This window comes from Qipengyuania xiamenensis, from assembly GCF_019711495.1.
In the GTDB taxonomy this organism is placed as follows: domain Bacteria; phylum Pseudomonadota; class Alphaproteobacteria; order Sphingomonadales; family Sphingomonadaceae; genus Qipengyuania; species Qipengyuania xiamenensis.
The window spans coordinates 581,728-600,327 of sequence record NZ_JAIGNM010000002.1 but is presented as its reverse complement, the minus strand read 5'-3'; the positions used below and the strand labels follow the sequence as shown (position 1 = coordinate 600,327).

17 protein-coding genes and 1 tRNA gene are annotated in these 18,600 nt (G+C 63.3%); 9 read left to right on the top strand and 9 right to left on the bottom strand.

From position 1 onward, the window contains the following. Positions 1-83 precede the first annotated feature (83 nt). Both K3165_RS11150 and K3165_RS11145 read left to right on the top strand, forming a co-directional pair. Positions 84-866, top strand: coding sequence for an NAD kinase (locus tag K3165_RS11150; RefSeq protein ID WP_221549035.1), 783 nt, complete (start codon positions 84-86; stop codon positions 864-866). A 96-nt stretch (positions 867-962) separates the two neighbouring features. Continuing rightward, positions 963-1,037: transfer RNA gene (locus tag K3165_RS11145), tRNA-Asn, on the top strand. A 113-nt stretch (positions 1,038-1,150) separates the two neighbouring features. On the opposite strand, the gene K3165_RS11140 is transcribed toward K3165_RS11145, so the two are convergent. From K3165_RS11140 to K3165_RS11120, 5 genes are read right to left on the bottom strand one after another with little or no spacing between them, the layout of a single operon-like run. Then, the gene (locus tag K3165_RS11140) at positions 1,151-1,702 is read right to left on the bottom strand and encodes a nucleotidyltransferase family protein (RefSeq protein WP_221548935.1); all 552 of its coding nucleotides are present in this window, start codon (positions 1,700-1,702) and stop codon (positions 1,151-1,153) included. After that, a complete protein-coding gene (locus K3165_RS11135) occupies positions 1,689-2,540 on the bottom strand; it encodes an XdhC family protein (protein ID WP_221548934.1) in 852 nt (283 codons plus the stop codon). The genes K3165_RS11140 and K3165_RS11135 overlap by 14 nt, the downstream gene beginning before the upstream one ends. Next, a complete protein-coding gene (locus K3165_RS11130; protein ID WP_221548933.1) occupies positions 2,540-4,729 on the bottom strand; it encodes a xanthine dehydrogenase family protein molybdopterin-binding subunit in 2,190 nt (729 codons plus the stop codon). Before K3165_RS11130 ends, K3165_RS11135 begins: the two co-directional genes overlap by 1 nt. Further along, complete coding sequence (locus tag K3165_RS11125; protein WP_221548932.1) at positions 4,726-5,709, bottom strand: FAD binding domain-containing protein; 984 nt, start codon at positions 5,707-5,709, stop codon at positions 4,726-4,728. Before K3165_RS11125 ends, K3165_RS11130 begins: the two co-directional genes overlap by 4 nt. After that, positions 5,706-6,215, bottom strand: a complete 510-nt coding sequence (locus K3165_RS11120; protein WP_282098675.1) for a 2Fe-2S iron-sulfur cluster-binding protein — start codon at positions 6,213-6,215, stop codon at positions 5,706-5,708. The genes K3165_RS11125 and K3165_RS11120 overlap by 4 nt, the downstream gene beginning before the upstream one ends. Positions 6,216-6,288: 73 nt before the next feature. Between K3165_RS11120 and K3165_RS11115 the strand changes: the two genes are divergently transcribed. Then, positions 6,289-6,570: a hypothetical protein gene (locus tag K3165_RS11115; RefSeq protein WP_221549040.1), complete on the top strand. Its 282-nt coding sequence runs from the start codon at positions 6,289-6,291 to the stop codon at positions 6,568-6,570. A gap of 315 nt (positions 6,571-6,885) precedes the next feature. On the opposite strand, the gene K3165_RS11110 is transcribed toward K3165_RS11115, so the two are convergent. Continuing rightward, positions 6,886-7,383, bottom strand: coding sequence for a lactoylglutathione lyase family protein (locus K3165_RS11110; RefSeq protein WP_221548930.1), 498 nt, complete (start codon positions 7,381-7,383; stop codon positions 6,886-6,888). A 91-nt stretch (positions 7,384-7,474) separates the two neighbouring features. Between K3165_RS11110 and K3165_RS11105 the strand changes: the two genes are divergently transcribed. Continuing rightward, positions 7,475-8,371, top strand: coding sequence for a LysR family transcriptional regulator (locus K3165_RS11105; protein ID WP_221548929.1), 897 nt, complete (start codon positions 7,475-7,477; stop codon positions 8,369-8,371). Positions 8,372-8,389: 18 nt separating this feature from the next. Here K3165_RS11105 and K3165_RS11100 read toward each other — a convergent pair whose 3' ends face one another. Further along, a complete protein-coding gene (locus K3165_RS11100) occupies positions 8,390-9,076 on the bottom strand; it encodes a type 1 glutamine amidotransferase domain-containing protein (RefSeq protein ID WP_221548928.1) in 687 nt (228 codons plus the stop codon). 250 nt (positions 9,077-9,326) lie between these two features. Between K3165_RS11100 and K3165_RS11095 the strand changes: the two genes are divergently transcribed. From K3165_RS11095 to K3165_RS11080, 4 genes are read left to right on the top strand one after another with little or no spacing between them, the layout of a single operon-like run. Beyond that, positions 9,327-9,956: a TetR family transcriptional regulator gene (locus K3165_RS11095; protein WP_221548927.1), complete on the top strand. Its 630-nt coding sequence runs from the start codon at positions 9,327-9,329 to the stop codon at positions 9,954-9,956. Next, positions 9,953-11,638: an MFS transporter gene (locus K3165_RS11090; protein ID WP_221548926.1), complete on the top strand. Its 1,686-nt coding sequence runs from the start codon at positions 9,953-9,955 to the stop codon at positions 11,636-11,638. The genes K3165_RS11095 and K3165_RS11090 overlap by 4 nt, the downstream gene beginning before the upstream one ends. Beyond that, entirely contained in the window at positions 11,635-12,744 is a 1,110-nt protein-coding gene (locus tag K3165_RS11085; RefSeq protein WP_221548925.1) for an HlyD family secretion protein, read from the top strand. Before K3165_RS11090 ends, K3165_RS11085 begins: the two co-directional genes overlap by 4 nt. A 5-nt stretch (positions 12,745-12,749) precedes the next feature. Beyond that, positions 12,750-14,114: an efflux transporter outer membrane subunit gene (locus K3165_RS11080; protein ID WP_221548924.1), complete on the top strand. Its 1,365-nt coding sequence runs from the start codon at positions 12,750-12,752 to the stop codon at positions 14,112-14,114. Positions 14,115-14,323: 209 nt separating this feature from the next. On the opposite strand, the gene K3165_RS11075 is transcribed toward K3165_RS11080, so the two are convergent. Further along, the gene (locus tag K3165_RS11075; protein WP_221548923.1) at positions 14,324-15,061 is read right to left on the bottom strand and encodes a sulfite exporter TauE/SafE family protein; all 738 of its coding nucleotides are present in this window, start codon (positions 15,059-15,061) and stop codon (positions 14,324-14,326) included. Between the two features lie 65 nt (positions 15,062-15,126). On the opposite strand from K3165_RS11075, the gene K3165_RS14200 reads away from it, so the two are divergent. Further along, positions 15,127-15,741: a GNAT family N-acetyltransferase gene (locus K3165_RS14200; RefSeq protein ID WP_345721000.1), complete on the top strand. Its 615-nt coding sequence runs from the start codon at positions 15,127-15,129 to the stop codon at positions 15,739-15,741. A 28-nt stretch (positions 15,742-15,769) separates the two neighbouring features. Here the strand turns inward: K3165_RS14200 and secA are convergent, their stop codons facing one another. After that, positions 15,770-18,532: a preprotein translocase subunit SecA gene (gene secA / locus K3165_RS11065; protein WP_221548922.1), complete on the bottom strand. Its 2,763-nt coding sequence runs from the start codon at positions 18,530-18,532 to the stop codon at positions 15,770-15,772. Positions 18,533-18,600 lie beyond the last annotated feature (68 nt).

Sequence of the window (18,600 nt, the reverse complement as noted above, 5' to 3'; positions counted from 1 at the left end):
CATTTGTTGCCAAATGGGACAGCGGCCCATAGGGATTAGCGAGGCTCTGCAAAGGTAGTGGGGCAACGCAGACGGAACGGATGATGTCCGAATTTGAACGACTGGCGCTGCTCGTATCGGATTCCGACCGCGCGCAGGAAGCGGCGGAGACCGTTTTTCGCCCCCTAACCGATTGGGTTTCCATGGAAGATGCCGATGCCGTGGTGGTCATCGGCGGCGATGGATTCATGCTCCAGAGCCTGCACGCGATGCTCGACGAAGGACGCATCCTGCCTGCCTATGGCGTGAATCTCGGCACGGTCGGCTTCCTGATGAACAAGAACCGCCAACCCGACAAACTGCTTGGGCGAATCGCTCGCGCCAAGCCGCACACCATTGCACCGCTTGCAATGGAAGCGGTCACGCAGGACGGTGAAACGCATCGCTTCTGCGCCATCAACGAGGTCTCGCTGCTGCGTGAAACACGTCAGACAGCGAAGATCGAAGTGTCGGTGGACGACAAGGTCCGCATCAAGGAACTGGTCTGCGACGGTGTACTGCTGTCGACCCCTGCGGGCTCGACTGCCTATAACCTTTCCGCCGACGGCCCGATCCTGCCGCTCGATTCCCAGTTGCTGGCCCTGACGCCGATTTCGGCTTTCCGCCCCCGCCGCTGGAAAGGGGCTATCCTGCCCGACCGCAGCCGCGTGACCTTCCGCGTGATCGAATCCGACAAGCGCCCCGTTTCGGCCGTGGCCGACCAGAGGGAACTGCGAAACATCGCGGAGGTCCGCCTCGAAATCTCGCGCGAGAACGAGCTCACCCTGCTTTTCGACCCGGGTCATGCGCTCGATGAACGCATCGTTTCGGAGCAGTTCGTGGTCTGATTGCAACGGTGTTGTTGCGACCGCCCAAATTTTTCCAAAACCCCGCTTGCAAAACCCAAATCACGTCCATATACGCGCGGCCTGCCTTCGGGTTGCTCCCCGATAGCTCAGCGGTAGAGTAGGTGACTGTTAATCACTTGGTCGTTGGTTCGAATCCAACTCGGGGAGCCATTTCCTTCAAAACCAGAAGCACTGTCCAGCACGCTTTGCGGCTGGCCTTCAGTGTCCGGCTTCCTCACAAGCTCTGAGAATTGACCGGCGTTTCGACGCTATTCGGCCAAATTCTACCGATCCAGGTCGCGAACTTCATCGACATCGAAAAGCTCCTTCTCGTGCTGGGGAGAGACAAGCTCGGCGTCCGTCAGGTCGAGGCTCCGTGCGCCCCTGTCCCCTGCCAGGGATACCAGCAGCGGGAACTCGGAGCGCGTGAATATCGCCGGACATCCTGCAGTGCCATCCGGATAACGGGTGAAAGCCACACCCTGCGCCGAGAAGAGGCTGCCAAGATGCGTGCGGGAAACCAGCGGCATGTCGGCGAGCATGACGATCACGCGATCGCAGTCGGTCAGCGCGCGCACTCCTGCAGCAATCGAGGTGCCCATGCCCTGTTCTGCAACCGGATTTTCGACCAGCCTCCAGGTCGGCCGACTTCGGATCGGGCTCTTGGGACCAACCACGAGAACGCGCTCGCTGAAATTGACATTCTCTGCGGTTTCCGCGGCGCATTCCCACAAGGGGCGCCCACGAAATTGGGCGGTGAGCTTGCCGCCGCCAAACCGTCTCCCTTGCCCAGCGGCAAGCAGCACCACACCGGTCTTCAGCTCAGGCGACCGCACGCATCTGCTCGTAGCGACCGACTATTTCGGACAACGCCGACAATGCGAGGGCTCGCGGCGATTTGCAGGTAGGCATCAGTCCGATCGGGCTCGTCAGTCGCGCGATCTGCTCCTCCGGAACGCCGCGCGCGGCAAGCGCAAGTATACGGTCTGCCCGCGCCCTCTCTCCGCCTTGCGCTCCCACGTAAAAAGCCTCGCTCGCCAGCGCTTGTTCGAGCAGGGCCAGTTCCCATTCGTGATCGTGGAACAGAAGGAGGCAGGCCGTCCAGAGATCGTAATTCACATTTCGCGGCGCTTGGCCGAGAGCGAGGTCATCTCTCGAATATACTTCCACATCGATCTTCATCGCCGAACACAGGGAGGCCACGGCATCTAGTTCCGGCCCCTCCCCCATAACTACGAGTTTCAGCGATGGCAGATAGGTGCGTTCGAACAGATGCCTGCCGTCCTCGAATGTTAACCGGGCCGGACGACGCGTCCGCAGCGCTTCAAATGCAGACCGACAGGCCGCACGATCCGGCGCCGGTTCGAGCAGGATATCCAGTCCACCTCCACACGGGAGGCGGAAATCGATTTTCGCAGAGCCACGCCCATAACGGATTACCCTTGAACCCTGTGTCGCCGTCATGTCCGAGACCAGCTGGCGCTCAAGACAACTGTCCGCCAGATCGCCAACCGTAGACCCATCCGGGAGGACCGCCAGCTGCGCTCCGAGACGCCGCGAGAAACTGCCCTCAATTCCGACGATAGTGCATAGCCCGACACCCGGCTGGCACGCGGCGGCGAGCGCGAGGTGATCCTCGTCGCGCGCGACATCGCTCGTGAAGTCAGCCAGCATCAGTCGGGCATCGCTGCGAGGACGCGGTCCGGTGTCATCGGGTAATCGTACAGCCGTGCTCCGCAGGCGTTGTAGATCGCGTTGGCGATAGCTGCTGCTCCGCCGCACATGCCGAGCTCTCCAATACCCTTGGCCTGGATCGGACTTGCCGCACCATCGCGTTCCTCGACCAGCACGACCTCGAGATCGGGGACGTCGCGGTGAACGGGCACGTGATATTCGGCGAGGTCGCAGTTGACGAGGTGTCCGTCGCGGGGATCGAATTCCAGCGCCTCGGTCAGAGCCACGCCGATGCTCCAGGTAATGCCGCCAATGCATTGCGAACGCGCGGTTTTGGCATTGAGCACGCGCCCGAAGCCGAACGCGCCAAGCATGCGTTCGACGCGGGTTTCACCGGTGTAGTGGTTGACGCGCACTTCGGCGAAGAATGCGCCGAACCCAGAGGCGGTGTAATCGTCCTCGATATCGCCCGGCTCGTAATGGCCTTCGCGAGCAAGGTCGTTGCCTTCCAGAAGGTCCGTAAGAGACTCGCCGGTAGCGGTTTTCCCTTCGCTAAGTTCGAGCTCTTCCTCGCTGATGCCCACTTTCTTGGCCAGTTCCTCGCGGATCACCTTGCACGCGACGTAGACCGCCGAGCCGATAGAAGCCGCGCCCCAACTGCCGCCAGAACCGGGACCGCGCGGATGGCGCGTATCGCCCAGTTCGACCAGGACCTGCTCCGGATCCAGCCCCAGCATCTCCCCGGCGATCTGCGCGAGGATGGTGTAGGTCCCGGTGCCGATATCGGTCATATCGGTTTCGACGAGCGCCGTGCCGTCGGCCTTCAGCGTAACGCGAGCCTTCGCCTCGGCAATGTTGTGCACCCGTGCGGCGCTGGCCATTCCCGTGCCTATCCACCACTCGCCCTCGCGCCGCTGGCGCGGTTTGCGGGGACCGTTGTCCCAGCCAAAAGCCTCAGCCCCCTGCTTCAGACAATCGGCAAGCTTGTGAGAGGAGAACGGCAGGTCTTCTTCGGGATCTTGCTCGGGTATGTTGCGCAGGCGCAGCTCCACTGGATCGATGCCGACCTTTTCTGCCAGTACATCCATCGCGCCTTCGAGCGCCGGCATACCCACCGCTTCTCCCGGAGCGCGCACCGATCCGGCTGTCATACGGTGGATGCGGGCAACCTTGAGCATCAGTTCGCGGTTTTCGCCGCCATAGAGGAAATGCGAGGATTGCAGGACGGGCTCGGCAAAGCTTTCGCCGGGAAGGTTCGACACCAGCGCTTCATGGCCGAAGCCGGTGAGCTTTCCATCGCTATCGGCTGCAAGGCGCAGGCGCTGCGTGGTTTCGCTGCGACGCATGACCGTCTGGAAGACCTGCTGGCGCGACTGCACGACGCGGACCGGCCGCCCGATCTGTTTCGCCGCCAGCGCGGCTGCGACCACCTCTTCGCTGATTCCAAGCTTGGATCCGAACCCGCCCCCGACAAAGCGGGATATGAGCCGGATGTTTTCCTCTTCCATATCCAGCGCATCGGCAAGCTCGGTGATGTTGTAGTTGAGCATCTGGAGCGAGGCATGAACGGTCAGCTTGTCGCCGTCCCATTGCGCGATGGCGGCATGCGGCTCCATGGCGGCCGAGGCATGACCCTTGGTGGTATAGGTCACGTCGACGCTGTGCGCAGCTTTGGCCATCGCATGCGCCAGATCGCCCTGGTGAACGGTCTCGTCCTCCTGCTCCTCCGGTTCGACCGCGTTCGGGTCGAGCGCAGCGCCGTTTTCCTCGCGATATTCTACCTTCAGATGCTTGGCAGCGTCGCGCGCCTGTTCGAAGGTTTCGGCAACCACCAGCGCGATTGGCTGTCCCCAGTAGCAGACCTGCCCCGGCCCCTGCATGGGCGCTTCGTTGGCCGTGCCCTGTGCCGCGCGAGTGCAGAGTTTTTCATCGTCGACCACCGCGATCACGCCGGGCATGGACAGCACGCTTGCCCGATCGACGGAGGTTACCTCGCCGCGCGTGATGGTCGAAGTGACCAGCACACCCTCGGCACAATCATCTATGTGATATTCGGCGGCATAGGGCGCGGTGCCGGTGACTTTGGCCAGCCCCTCGATGCGCGGCAGGGGCTTGCCCAGCACGCCCTGCTTCATGCCGTCGAGGCGGTTGGAATTGTCTGGCTCGTCCTGCTTGAAATGAACGGTCATGCTGCCTTCTCCGTCGCCTGCACCAGGACGGCGTGAAGTGTCCGCCGCGTGAGCGGTATCTTGAAATCGTTCTCGCCAAACCCGCGCGCATCCTCCAGCAGGATATTGGCGGCCTTGTCGAAGAGCGCGTCCGAGGGTGGCTGCCCCAAAAGGGCTTCTCCGACGCGCGGATCATGCCACGGCTTGTGCGCCAAACCGCCGAAGGCGAGGTCGGCGCGGGAAAACTTGCCGTCCTTTAGTTCGACGATTGCAGCGACGGAGACCAGCGCGAAGGCATAGGACGATCGCTCGCGCACCTTGCGATAGATTTGTGTGCCGCCAACTGGTGGAGGGAGGGTGATCCCAGTGATTATCTCGCCCGCTTCGAGCACGTTCTCGATCCATGGCGTATCGCCCGGCAGCAGGTGAAAGTCGCGCACCGGCACACTGCGCTCGCCCTTGTCGCCCGAAATCTGCACTGTCGCGCCAAGCGCGCTCAGGGCCACGGCCATGTCGCCCGGATAAGTCGCGATGCATTGGTCGCTCGTGCCCAGGACCGCGTGGAGTTTTGCGATGCCGTCGATCGCCCCGCAGCCGGTGCCCGGTTCGCGCTTGTTGCAGGGCTGGTCGATATTGGTGAAGTAGAAGCACCGGGTGCGCTGGCACAGATTGCCGCCATTGGTGGCCTTGTTGCGCAACTGCTGCGTAGCGCCGGCCAGGATCGCGCGCGACAGGACCGGATAGTCGGCCCGCACGCGCTGATGGACAGCGGTTTCGGTATTCGTGGCAAGCGCGCCGAGGCGCAGGCCGCCATCATCCGTGTCTTCGACATCCGCAATGCCCAGCCGGTTGATGTCGGCCAGCTGACCGGGCGTTTCCACCTGCAACTTCATGAGGTCGAGCAGGTTGGTTCCGCCTGCAATGGCAAGCGTATCCTCGCCTGCGGTCATGTCCGAAGCTTCGGCCAGCGAAGGCGCACGGGTGTATTGGAAGGGCCTCATGAGCGGCCTCCCCCAGCGACTTCCTCGATCGCAGCGACGATGTTCGCGTAGGCGCCGCAGCGGCACAGATTGCCGCTCATCCGCTCGCGTATTTCTTCTCCGGAAATGGCGATCCGCCCTTCGAGGCTTTCGCTGGCGTCGCTCGGCCAGTCGGCGGCCAGTTCTTCCAGCATGGCGGTGGCCGAACAGATCTGGCCCGGAGTGCAATAGCCGCACTGGAAGCCGTCGTGCTCGAGAAAAGCGCGCTGGAGGGCGGACGGCTCTTCGGGCGTGCCGAGACCTTCGATGGTGGTCACGCTGTCGCCATCATGCATTGCAGCCAGCGTCAGGCAGCTGTTGATGCGAATGCCGTTCACGATCACCGTGCAGGCCCCGCACTGACCATGATCGCAGCCCTTCTTTGTCCCGGTCAGGCCGATGTGCTGCCGAAGGAAATCGAGAAGACTGACCCGCGGGTCGTCGGGCATGGGATAAGCGGTTCCGTTTACGGTAATTGTGTCGGCCAAGCGCGCCTCCTTTCCCCTTAGAACCGTCAAGCGGGCAAAGGTGTCCGGAAACCAGAATTTAGGGATCGGGCAAATGCTGGTCAGCGAAGCCCCATCCTTGGAGCGCCTTGGACGAAGCACGCCGCACCGTGCGCGTGCCGAACGGCCCGACAACCGCCAGTTCCTGCGCAGCGCCATGCTGGTCATCTTCGAGGATGGGTTTCGCTCTGCGACCGAGGAACTCCTGCTTTATGCAAGCGACTGGAGCGCGCTGGCCCGTGATATCGAAGTCAACGGAGCGAACGCGTCACGCTCGATCTCAAGTGGTGCCCTTAAGCGTGAAGCACGAGCGGCCGGATGGTCGCCGGAGGCCTGATGGCATAGCGCGAAACAGGTGGTGGACCATAGGCGACAAAGATGGGCACTCAAATTATCGTTGAATTTCAATACTGGGGCCCTGATCCCTCGCCTGATGGCAAGCGAATGGTCGCTCTTGGCCAGCACGGGACTATCTGTTCAAAGAAACCAAATGCTTGCGAAGCTGCCATTCTGCTAGGGCCATTCCTGGCGGCCTGTCCGATTTACATCTGGTGAGCAGTTTCGCCTGCCCCTTCTAGCAGGATCCGGTTCGCCTCCGGTTTGGGCGCTTACCCCGGCGGAACGCGCGTTTCCGTCCCGCCGGGTTCCGCGATCACGAATAGGCACCTTCGGAATAGGTCAGCTCGTAACTGTGGCTGTAGACCTCGAAGACGATACCGAACGGGTCTTCGACATAGCACATCCGATAAGGCTTCTCGCCAGGGTAGTATTCCCGGACCGGCATGCGTTGCTTGCCGCCCGCGGCGACGATCTTTTCGACCAGGCCTTCGACGTCGGGGTCCTGCACACAGAAGTGGAAAGTGCCGTGGCGACGATGGTCGAGATTGTTTTCGGGCGCGTAGTTTTCGGGGAATTCGAAAATCTCGATACCCACACGGTCGGCCGTGGCGAGGTGGGCGATCTTCAGCGACTTCCAATCCGAGCCAAACACGTCGGTGCACATGACGCCGATCGGGCTGTCATCCTCGAACACTTCGGTCGGCTCCATGATCGTGTAGAGACCGAGGACCTCGGTGTAGAATTTCACCGCCGCCTCGAGATCCGGCACGGAGAGTCCGATATGCGAAAAGGTCTTGGGCGATACGTTCATGTCGTTTCCTTTCTCTGGGAAAAGACGGATATCGTGGCAGCGCGACAAAATTTGAAATTATCATTCTCGATAGCTATGATAACATGGTGTTATGACAGGGCTGAATTCCAGTTGGATGGAATCCTTCCGCATCCTTTGCGAGGAGCGCAGCTTTACGCGAGCTGCAGAACGGCTTCACATGACCCAGCCGGGCATGTCGCAGCATATTGCGAAGCTGGAAGAGCGGCTTGGCACGAAGCTGGTCGAACGAGAGGCTCCCGGATTTCTCCTGACCGAGGCGGGTGAAAAGACGCGCGCCTTGGCCCAATCGCGCTGGCGTGAAGAACGCGCGTTCCTTGACAGCCTCGACGATGAGGATGCGGACACGGGCAAGCTCTCGCTGACCTGTTCGGGCAGCTTCGCCACATTTCTCTATCCCCGATTGATGGAATGGATGGCGGAGGCGCCCGGCCTCTCGATCACCCTCCATGCAGCACCGGAGGAAAGCATCGTCCAAGGTGTCCTTTCGGGCGCTTTCGATTTCGGCATTGTATCAGGAGAGCTGAGCCATCCGCGCCTTGCGGTGGAAAGGCTTGGCGGGGAGCCCCTCGACCTCGTCCTTCCGGGCGAGTGGCAGGGACGAACGCTAAGCTTTTCCGACCTCCAGGACCTTGGGTATATCCACCACCCCGACGGACCGCGTTATGCGGATCTTGTCCTCGGCGCGAATTTCGCGCCTGAATATCGCGGTGCTGAGAAACTGCGTATTCGCAGCTCGGTGAACCAGATCGGGCAGATACCAGCGCCGGTCGCAGGCGGGCTCGGCTACACAATCCTGCCACGCAGTGGGATCCTTGCGTTTCCGGACCGAGACAAGCTGTCGAGAGCCCCCCTCGCCCAGCCGACGCTGCTCGAACTGCGCCTGATCTGGCTCAAGGGCAAGACGCGCTCGAAGCGGGCCGAAAAGCTGGCCCGTATCGTGCGGGAAGAAGCTGGCAGGCTCGACTGACGCGCCTACCAGCCAGGATCAACCGGCCTTGGCCAAGGCTTCCAGAAGCTTTTCGGCAGCAGGCTCGCTCGACGGCGGGTTCTGGCCGGTGATCAGCAGGCCATCCTGCACGACATAGGGTTCGAATACGCCGCCTTCGGAAAAATCGCCGCCCTGCTGCTTCAGCACGTCCTCGAGCAGGAAGGGCACCACGTCGGTCAGGCCGACCGCTTCTTCTTCCTCGTTCGTGAAGCCGGTGACCTTGCGGCCCTTGACGATCGGCTCGCCCTCCGGCGAGGTCACATTCTTGAGCACGGCAGGCGCATGGCAGACGAGCGCCACCGGCTTGCCCGCCGAGAGCGCACCCTCGATGGCCGCCTTGGATTCCGCGCTCTCGGCCAGGTCCCACAGCGGGCCGTGGCCGCCCGGATAGAACACCCCGTCGAACCCTTTGGCATCGACATCGGCCAGCTTGACGGTCGAAGCGAGATGCGCCTGCGCTTCCTCGTCGTCCTTGAACCGCCTGGTCGCATCGGTCTGCGCATCGGGTTCGTCGGACTTGGGATCGAGCGGGGGCTGCCCGCCGGCCGGGCTCGCCAACGTGATCTCGTGGCCGGCATCCTTGAGCACATAATAGGGCGCCGCAAATTCCTCGAGCCAGAACCCGGTTTTCTTGCCGGTATCGCCCAGTTCGTCGTGACTGGTGAGAACCATGAGGATTTTCATGTGCGTAGTCCTTTTATCGAGAGAATAGCGCCCGTCGCAATCCGACCGGGCTTCGTGATGAGAACACGCCAGCAGCAGTTCGGTTTCGAAATGCAATTTTCCCTATCCGGTGGAACCGTTCGCGGGACGGGGCTTATCCATCGATGACGGGTCGCTCCGCGCGGTTGGCAGCCGGCCCATGTCGATTTATTCAACAGCCATTGAATAATGAAACACCGGGCCTTATGTTGCAGCGCACAAGGAGCGGTGAATGGCTGAGCGACGCGGGCGAGGACGCCCGAAAGATACCGATACCGACACCAGTGCGGCGATTTCGCGCGCCGCGCTGAAGCGCTTTGCCGCACAGGGTTTCGAAGCCACATCGCTGCGCGAGATCGCCGGCGATGCCGAAGTCGACGTCGCGCTCATTTCCTACCGCTTCGGCGGCAAGCAGGGCTTGTGGAAGGATATCGTCTCGCAGGCCGGTTCAGACCTGCGCGAGGCGCTCGAACGGGCTCCCGGCGAGAGCGAAGAGGCAAGCGCGCAGCATCGGCTCGACCATTCGGCCCGCGCCTTCCTCGCCTACCTCCTCGATCGCCCCGAGGTTCCCCGCCTGCTGCTGCGCGATATCACCATCGATAGCGACCGCTCGCAATGGCTGCTCGAAACGCTCTCGCTGCCGTTGCACCGCCATTTCATCGATTTGGCGCAGGCTGCTGCACGCGAGCGGGGTGACGCCCCGGCGCACCTCGAGTTCCGGGTGGCGAATTTCATCTATTCCGCCGCCAGCACCGTCGCCCGGCGCGAACGCCTCGGCAAGCTTGTCGGCGGCATGGAAGACGATGCGCAATTTGCAGCCGCGCTCGAAGAGGTCCTCGTCGAGGGAGCGCTGATGCCGTGACCGACCGCGAGACCCTCATCGACACTGTGGACGGCTACCGCTTCAAGCCGCACGAGATGCCGATCCTCCCCGGCTCTCCGGCCAATCCCGACCATCCTCCCGCGCGCCGCGCGGCCTATCTCGCCATCGGTATCTTCATGGCCCTGGTGGGCGGCGCGCAAAACGGTTTCCTGCTCGCCAATGCCCCCGCGCTCCAGGCCGAATTCGCGCTGACCCCGGTCGAGACAGGCTGGCTGACGGTGGCCTTCTATTCGACCTATGCCACCATGAGCATGCTGCTGTTCCGCGTGCGGCAGGAATTCGGCATCCAGCCCTTCGTGCGCGGGGCCATGGCGGGACTGGTCGCGGCCAATTTCGTGCAGATGATCGGTCCCGGCTACTACCCCGAACTCGCCGCGCGCGCGGTTGCGGGCATCACCGCCAGCGGCCTCTCCGCGCTCGCGATCTATTACCTCATGCAGGGGCTGCCCGCGGCCATGCGTGTTGGCGGACTGGTCATCTCGCTCGGCCTCACGCAGGTCGCCTTCCCGCTGACCCGTGCGCTGTCGCCGGCGCTGCTGGTCGATGGCGACATCAGCCATATCTTCCAGTTCCAGTTCGCGCTGTCGCTGCTGGGTCTTGGTATGGTCTACTGGCTGCGCCTGCCGCCGGGTATCCGCAAGCAGACCTTCGAGAAACTCGATATCCCGAGCATCGCCCTGTTCATCGTCGGGGTCGCCGCGCTGTGCGCCTTCCTGATCCAGGGCCGTATCCAGTGGTGGGACACGCCATGGCTCGGTTTCGCGCTGGCCACCAGCATCCTCGCGCTGGGCGGGTGTTTCCTGATCGAGGCCAACCGCAAGAGCCCCATGCTCGACCTCAGCTGGCTGTCGAGCCGCTCGATCCTCGCGCTCGCGCTGATCGGGGCGACGGTGCGCATCCTCGTTGCCGAGCAGGGCTTCGGGGCGAGCGGGATGTTCGCCGCGCTGGGTTACGGAAACGAGCAGCTGACCGGCTATTTCTGGGTGCTTGCCGGAGCGACCTTCGGCGGCATGGCGCTGTCGGTGGTGCGGCTCGACCCCAAGGACCTCACCCGGCCCGTGCTCTTCGCGATCCTCGTCATCTGCATCGCCGCTTTCGCCGATACGCGCACCGGGGTGATGACACGGCCGCAGGATCTCTACCTCACGCAGGCCGCGATTGCTTTTGCGGCGGTCTTCGCCATGGGGCCGATCATGATGGAGGGTATGCTGCGCGCGCTCGCGGCGGGCCAGAGCTATGTCATCAGCTTCATCGCGATATTCTCGCTCTCGCAATCGATCGGCGGCCTGGCGGGCATCTCGCTGCTGTCCGCCTTCCATACCGTGCGCCTCAAGATGCATCTCATCGACGCCGGAACCACGCTCACTCTTGCAAACCAGCAACTGGGCCAGGCTCTCGGCAATGCTGCACAGCGCGCCGCTCCGCTTCAGGGCGACCCCTCGCTTCAGCAGCAGGCCGCCGCCGCGAGCATCTCGCAGGAAGTCGGCCGAGAGGCCGCCGTGCTCGCCTTCAACGATGTTTTCTTCCTCATCGGCACGCTCTCGGCGGTGACTTTCGCCGTCGTCTTCGTGCCGTGGCTCATCAACAAGATCCGCGGGCGCAACCCGCTCGCCAAGGAACTGGCCTTCATGGAGGCCATGCTCGCAAGGACCAGACAATGACCGACCCGAACCCTTCCGAAACCGAAACCATGACCGAAGAGGTGCCCGCTCCCGAGCAGGAGAAAGGGTGGTCGCCCAATCCCTCGCGCCGCCGGATCGTGGTGGCGGTCGGGGCGATCCTCCTCGGCGTGCTCGTGGCGCTGTTTGCATGGGACCTCCCGCCCTTCGCCGGAGGCGACGAGACGACCAACAACGCCAATGTCCGCGGGCGTACCACGGTCGTCAGCCCGCAGGTTGCAGGCTACCTCGTCGAGGTGCCGGTGGTGGACTTCCAGCGCGTCAAGAAAGGCGAACTGCTCGCCCGGATCGACGATGCACCCTACCAGCAAAAGCTCCAGCAGGGCGCGGCCAACACGGCAGCGCAGCAGGCGACGCTGGCCAACAGCGCGCAAAGCCTGCGCTCGGCACAGGCGCAGCTGGAAGCGCAGGATGCCGCCGTCGCTGCGGCCCGCGCCGGGTTGCAGAAAGCGCAGGCCGACATGAACCGCATCGCCGAACTGGTTGGCGAAGGCTCGGTTTCGCTGCGCGAACGCGACCAGGCCCGCGCAGCGCTGCAGCAGGCGCAGGCGGGCGTGAGGCAGGCGCAGGCGCAGCGCGCCATTGCGGCGGAGAACGTGCGCTCGGTCACCGTCGGCCGGGGCGCACTCGAAGCGCAGGTCGCCGGAGCAGAGGCTTCGAAAGGCCTTGCCGAGTTCGAACTGTCGCGCACCGGAATCCGCGCGCCGCGGGCCGGACGCCTGAGCGAAGTCAGCGCACGCGTCGGCCAGCTGGTCACTGCCGGGACCCAGCTCATGTATATCGTGCCCGACGATTTGTGGGTGGTCGCCAACTTCAAGGAAACGCAAACCGCGAAGATGGCGGTCGGCCAGCGTGCCACGCTCGAAATCGACGCGCTCGGCGGCGTTGAACTCACCGGCCGTGTACAGAGCATTGCACCTGCGGCCAGCAGCGAATTCAGCCTCGTGAAGCCCGACACGGGTGCAGGCAATTTCGTGAAGGTTCCGCAGCGCATCGCCGTGCGCATCGTGCTCGACAAGGGACAGGAAGCGGCAAGGCGGCTCGGCCCGGGCATGTCGGTTATCGCCACCGTCCATACGGAGGATTGATCGTGATGCGTCGTCCAATCGCCCTCCTGGCCACTAGCGCCCTCGCCCTCTCCGCCTGCGCGCCCACGCTGCAGGAGGCGCCTCCCGGCACCGCCGTGACCCCGCCAACAGAATGGCGGACCAGCCTCGAAGTGACCGCTCCCATCGAACGCGACTGGTGGGACGCATTCGGTGATCCGCAACTGTCGCACCTCGTCGAACAGGCACGGGCCAACAATGCGGACGTGCAGGTCGCCGCCGCCCGCGTCGAAGAGGCGCGCGCGACCGAACGGGGCTCGCGCGGCTACCTCCTGCCTTCGCTCGGAGCGGGCGTAGAGGGCGGCGCCCGGCGCGAGGTTACCCCCTTCGGACAGGCACAGACCTCAGTGGCTGCGCAGCCTGCATTCCGCGCCTCTTACGAAGTCGATCTGTTCGGCAAGAACGCCGCCCGCATCGATGCCGCGGAGGCGGGTGTGGCTGCCAGCGCTGCAGGGGCAGAGGCGGCGCGGCTGTCGGTCAGCGCGGCGACCGCCACCGGCTACATCACCCTGCTGGCGCTCGACCGGCGGCTCTCGGTGCTGGAGGAAACGCTGATTACGCGGCAGGAAGCGGTGAAGTTCGCCCGCGACCGGGCCGAGGTCGGCTACACTTCGCAGCTTCCCCTGCGGCAGGCCGAGGCCGAGTACCAGGCCACCGCGCAGCTCGTCCCGCAACTGAAGGCGCAGATCGCGCGACAGGAAAACGCCCTCTCGGTCCTGACCGGCGAACTGCCCGGTGCGATCGTACGGGGCGGGACGCTGGAGGACCTGCGCCGCCCGCCCGCGCCCGCGACCCTGCCCTCCGACCTGCTGCGACGCCGCCCGGATGTTGCAGCAGCGGAATATCGCATCGCCGCGGCAGATGCGAAGATGCGCATGGCCCGCGCCGACTTCATGCCCTCGATCGACCTCGGCGCCACGGCCGGACTGGTCATCTCCGACCTCCTCGCCGATCCCGTCGGCGTCTGGTCGCTGGGCGGCAGCATCCTTGCCCCCATCTTCCAGGGCGGCAAGCTGCAGGCGCAGCTCGACGGAGCCACGGCGCAGCGCGACCAGGCGGCCTGGGCCTACCGCTCGACCGTCCTGAACGCCTTCCGCGAGGTAGAAGACCGCATGGCGGTGCTGGCCAATCTGAACGACCAGGAGGCCGCGCTGGTGGCCCAGCAGGCGACGGTGGCCAATGCTCTTCGCCATGCGCGCAACCGCTACCGCGCCGGCTATTCACCCTATATCGAGCAGGTCGATGCACAGCGCGCCCTGCTTGGCGTGGAACTGGCGCTGATTCAGGTGAAAGCCGATGAGCTAACTACATTGATCGGACTTTACCAAGCTGTGGGTGGATCGCCTGAGTGAAAGAAAGCACAGAGCATGTGGTTCAGGGATGGGTGACAGCTAAGTAGCCGATTGCGGACTGTCAGGTTTTCATATCTCGCGCCGCCAAAGCTGCCCTTACTAAGTCGGCGTGATTGCGATCGCGAGTTATGAAATGTCGGATCGCCCGCCTTTAGGACGGAAAACCGGCGCCTCCGCTTTGGGAAGGTCGGACAGGGCCGATTTCCTTCCTACATCGCAAGCAGCAACCTCAGCCCCACCCATGCGGTGAGAGCTGCCGTCCCCATGCGTATCCAGCGCTGCGGCATGAATTTCAGCGCCAGCAGGCTTCCGATCTGTCCGCCGATTGCGACGGCCACCAGCAACGGCAGGCCAGCGTCGATTGCGGCGAGCAGCCGCCCCTCCCCGCCTTTCAGGATTTGTCCGGCTATGCCGAAGGCGGAATTCACCAGGATGAAGAAGCTCGCAGTCGCCGCGATGGCGCGTGGATTGTCCCAGCGGGCAAGGTGCAGGATCGGTGCGAGAAAGATGCCGCCACCGATGCCGACCAGTCCGGCCAGATAGCCTAGCGGAGCAGCGAGGAATGGAATTGCGCGCGCCCAGCGGTGCGGCTCTCCTTCGTGCTGTGCAATCGGCAGGAGCATGGTGACCGCCGTAAGGGCAAGGCATGCGCCGAGCAGGGTCAGGAACGCCCCCTCGCCTATCGGTGTTAGGCCTCCGAGAAGCGCCGCAGGGGCGGCCAGCGCGGTCAGCGTGACGGCCCCGCGCCATGGGGTGACCTTCGCGCGAGCGAAACGCAGCGTGCTTCCTGCGACCACAATGATGTTGCAGCTCAGCGCGATCAGCGGGAGGATGCGGTAATCGACGCCTGCCAGCGCAAGCAGCGCGTTATAGGTCGAGCCTCCGCCGAAGCCGACGCTCGCATAGAGCAATGCCGTGATGAAGAAGGCGGCTATGAGCAGCGGCATGCGGGTTTCCTAGACCGCGCGCCTGCCTGCCGCTAGCCATGACCGTACAAGGGAGGACAGGTGCTGTGGACGATGCGGATATCACGCTACCGGAGGGGTTCACGCGAGCCGGCAAGGGAGATGCCTTCTCGATCGGCGAAATCACCGCCGATGCATTCCGCAACGATCCCTTCAACCAGTGGCTCTTCGGCAATTACAAGGGCATCCGCTCGCTCTTCCATATGCAGGCGCGGCGGATCTACGTGCCTCGCGGCTTCGTATACAGCATCGGCGATCAAGGGGCGGCCATGTGGATGCTGCCGGGCGGCGATGCTTCGTTTTCGCAGATGGACTATGCCGCTTTCGCGCTGCCGACACTGTGGCATTGCGGACTGGAAGCGGTGAAAAAGGGGATCAAGACCGGCGAAGCGATGGAGCACGCCCACCCCGACTTCGAACATGCCTATCTCTTCAGCATCGGCGTAAGGCCGTCGCAGCAGGGCAAGGGGTTGGGACGCAAACTGATCCAGCCCGTGCTGGATGCATGCGACCGGACCGGCACCCGCGCCTATCTGGAGAATTCCAATCCCGCCAACACCGGTTTCTACGCGAGCTGCGGTTTCGAGCCGTGCGGGGAGATCCGCCCGACACCGGACGCTCCGCCACTGGTCCCGATGATGAGAGAACCGCGCCCGCTCTGAAAACGGGCGCGGCTCCCTGAACGTGTGATCAGGCCTTGGCGCCGATAGCGCCGTGGCAGTGCTTGTACTTGTTGCCCGAGCCGCAGGGGCACGGTGCGTTGCGGCTGATGTCCATGTCCGCATAGGGATTGTCGACGAAGGCACCGCCCGGTCCCGCTGCAGCGCGTGCACTGCCGGCAAGAGCGCCGAACAGCGCTTCACGGCCACGGGACCCGTCATTGTCGTCCGAATTGTCGACGCCGGTAAGCGGGTCGATATGGCCGGTGAGGAAATCGGGTAGCTCGGGCAGGTCGATCCGCGGGAGCGGCGCCGGTTCTGCCAGTTCGATGCGCAGCAGCTTGGCGGTGATGTCTTCACGCAGCTTGTCGAGCATGCGTTCGAACAGGCCGAAAGCTTCCTGCTTGTATTCGTTGAGCGGCTGCTTCTGCGCGTGCGAGCGCAGCCACACGACCTGGCGCAGCGCGTCGAGCGTGGCGAGATGTTCCTTCCACTGGTGGTCGAGTTCCTGCAGCAGCAGGCTCTTTTCGATCCGGCGCCACATGTTCGGGTCGGCCTTCGCGATCTTCTCTTCCATCCGGCGGTCCGCTTCCTCGCGGATACGCTCTTCGATGATTTCGGGCTCGATGTGATCTTCCTCGAGCCATTCGTCCATCGGGAAGCGCATGTCGAAGACTTCGTCGACCTTGGTCTTGAGACCTTCGATATCCCACTGTTCCGGATAGGAGCCCGGCGGGCAGTGTTCGCCGACCATCGCGTTGATCGCGTCGTGACGCATGTCGATCACGACATCGTCGACCGCTTCGCTGTCCATGATCTCCGAACGCTGTTCGTAGATGACCTTGCGCTGGTCGTTCATCACGTCGTCGTACTGGACGACCTGCTTACGCACTTCGTAGTTGCGCGCCTCGACCTTCTTCTGCGCGGTCTCGATAGCCTTGGAGAGCCACTTCGAACCGATCGCTTCGCCGTCTTCGAGATTGGCGTTCATCATGCGGGCGAACAGCGTGTCCGGCCCGAAGATACGCAGGAGATCGTCTTCGAGGCAGAGGTAGAAGCGCGACAGGCCCGGGTCGCCCTGACGGCCCGAGCGGCCGCGCAGCTGGTTGTCGATGCGGCGGCTTTCATGGCGCTCGGTCGCAAGGACGAACAGGCCGCCCGCTGCCAGAACCTTTTCCTTTTCCGCAGCGACTTCCGCCTTGATGCGATCGATCTCGAGCTGGCGCTTGGGATCGTCCTCGGCGAGGTGGGCGAGCTCTTCCTCGATCCGGAACTCGACATTGCCGCCAAGCTGAATGTCGGTACCGCGACCAGCCATGTTGGTCGCGATGGTGACGGCGCCGATGCGGCCTGCCTGCGCCACGATGTGCGCTTCGCGTTCGTGCTGGCGGGCGTTGAGGATTTCGTGCTTCACGCCTTCCTTGTCGAGGAAGCTGGACAGCAGTTCGCTCTTCTCGATCGACACGGTGCCGACGAGAACCGGCTGGCCGCTGTCGTACTTTTCCTTGATCGCCTTGGCGATGGCTTTGAACTTGTCCTGCGTGTTCTTGTAGAACTCGTCTTCTTCGTCGACGCGCTGGACGGGGACGTTGGTCGGGATTTCGACCACACCCATCTTGTAGATGTCCCAGAATTCGGCTGCTTCGGTGGCAGCGGTACCGGTCATGCCCGACAGCTTGGGATACATGCGGAAGTAGTTCTGGAAAGTGATCGAGGCGAGCGTCTGGTTTTCCGGCTCGATCTTCACGCCTTCCTTGGCTTCCACCGCCTGGTGCAGGCCGTTCGACCAGCGGCGACCATCCATCATGCGGCCCGTAAACTCATCGATGATGACGACCTTGTCGTCCTTCACGATGTAGTCGGTGTCCTTCTTGAACATGATGTTGGCCTTGAGGGCCTGATCGAGGTGGTGGACCACCTGCGTGTTCTCGACGTCGTAGAGGTTGTCGGTTTCGAGCAGGCCGGCTTCCATCAGCCGCTTCTCGATTTCGTCCGTGCCCTCTTCGGTCCAGGTGATGTTCTTGGTCTTCTCGTCCGCCTCGTACCACTCGGGATCGATATCCTTCACGATGGCGTCGACTGCGACGTAAAGCTCGGACTTGTCCTCGGTCGGGCCAGAGATGATCAGCGGGGTACGCGCTTCGTCGATCAGGATGGAGTCGACTTCGTCGACGATGGCGAAGTTGAAGGGGCGCTGCACCATCTGGCCGCGCTCGTGCTTCATGTTGTCGCGCAGATAATCGAAGCCAAGCTCGTTATTGGTCGCATAGGTAATGTCGGCGCCATAAGCGTCGCGGCGGGCGAACTCGTCTAGATTGGGCACGATCACACCCACGGTCAGGCCGAGGAAGTTGTGCAGCTGGCCCATCCATTCCGCGTCGCGGCGGGCGAGGTAGTCGTTCACGGTCACGACGTGGACGCCCTTGCCCTCGATCGCGTTGAGATAGGTGGCGAGCGTCGCCACCAGCGTCTTGCCTTCACCCGTACGCATCTCGGCGATTTCGCCGCGATGGAGGACGATACCGCCGATCATCTGCACGTCGAAGTGGCGCATGCCGAGGACGCGAACCGACGCTTCGCGCACGGTGGCGAAAGCTTCGGGCAGGATATCGTCGAGCGTCTTGCCGTCCGCGAGCTGCTGACGGAACTTGTCGGTCTGGGCGCGCAGCTCCTCGTCGCTCAGCGCCTGGATCTGCGGTTCGAGCGCGTTGATCTGGTTGACGATCTTGCCGATGGATTTGACGTAACGGTCGTTGGACGAACCGAAGATGGACTTCATGATTGTATTGAACATGGGTGGGCGCGGGCCTCGGATAATACGGGGATATATGGAAAATGCCCGCGCACTTCGATCGTGCCGGG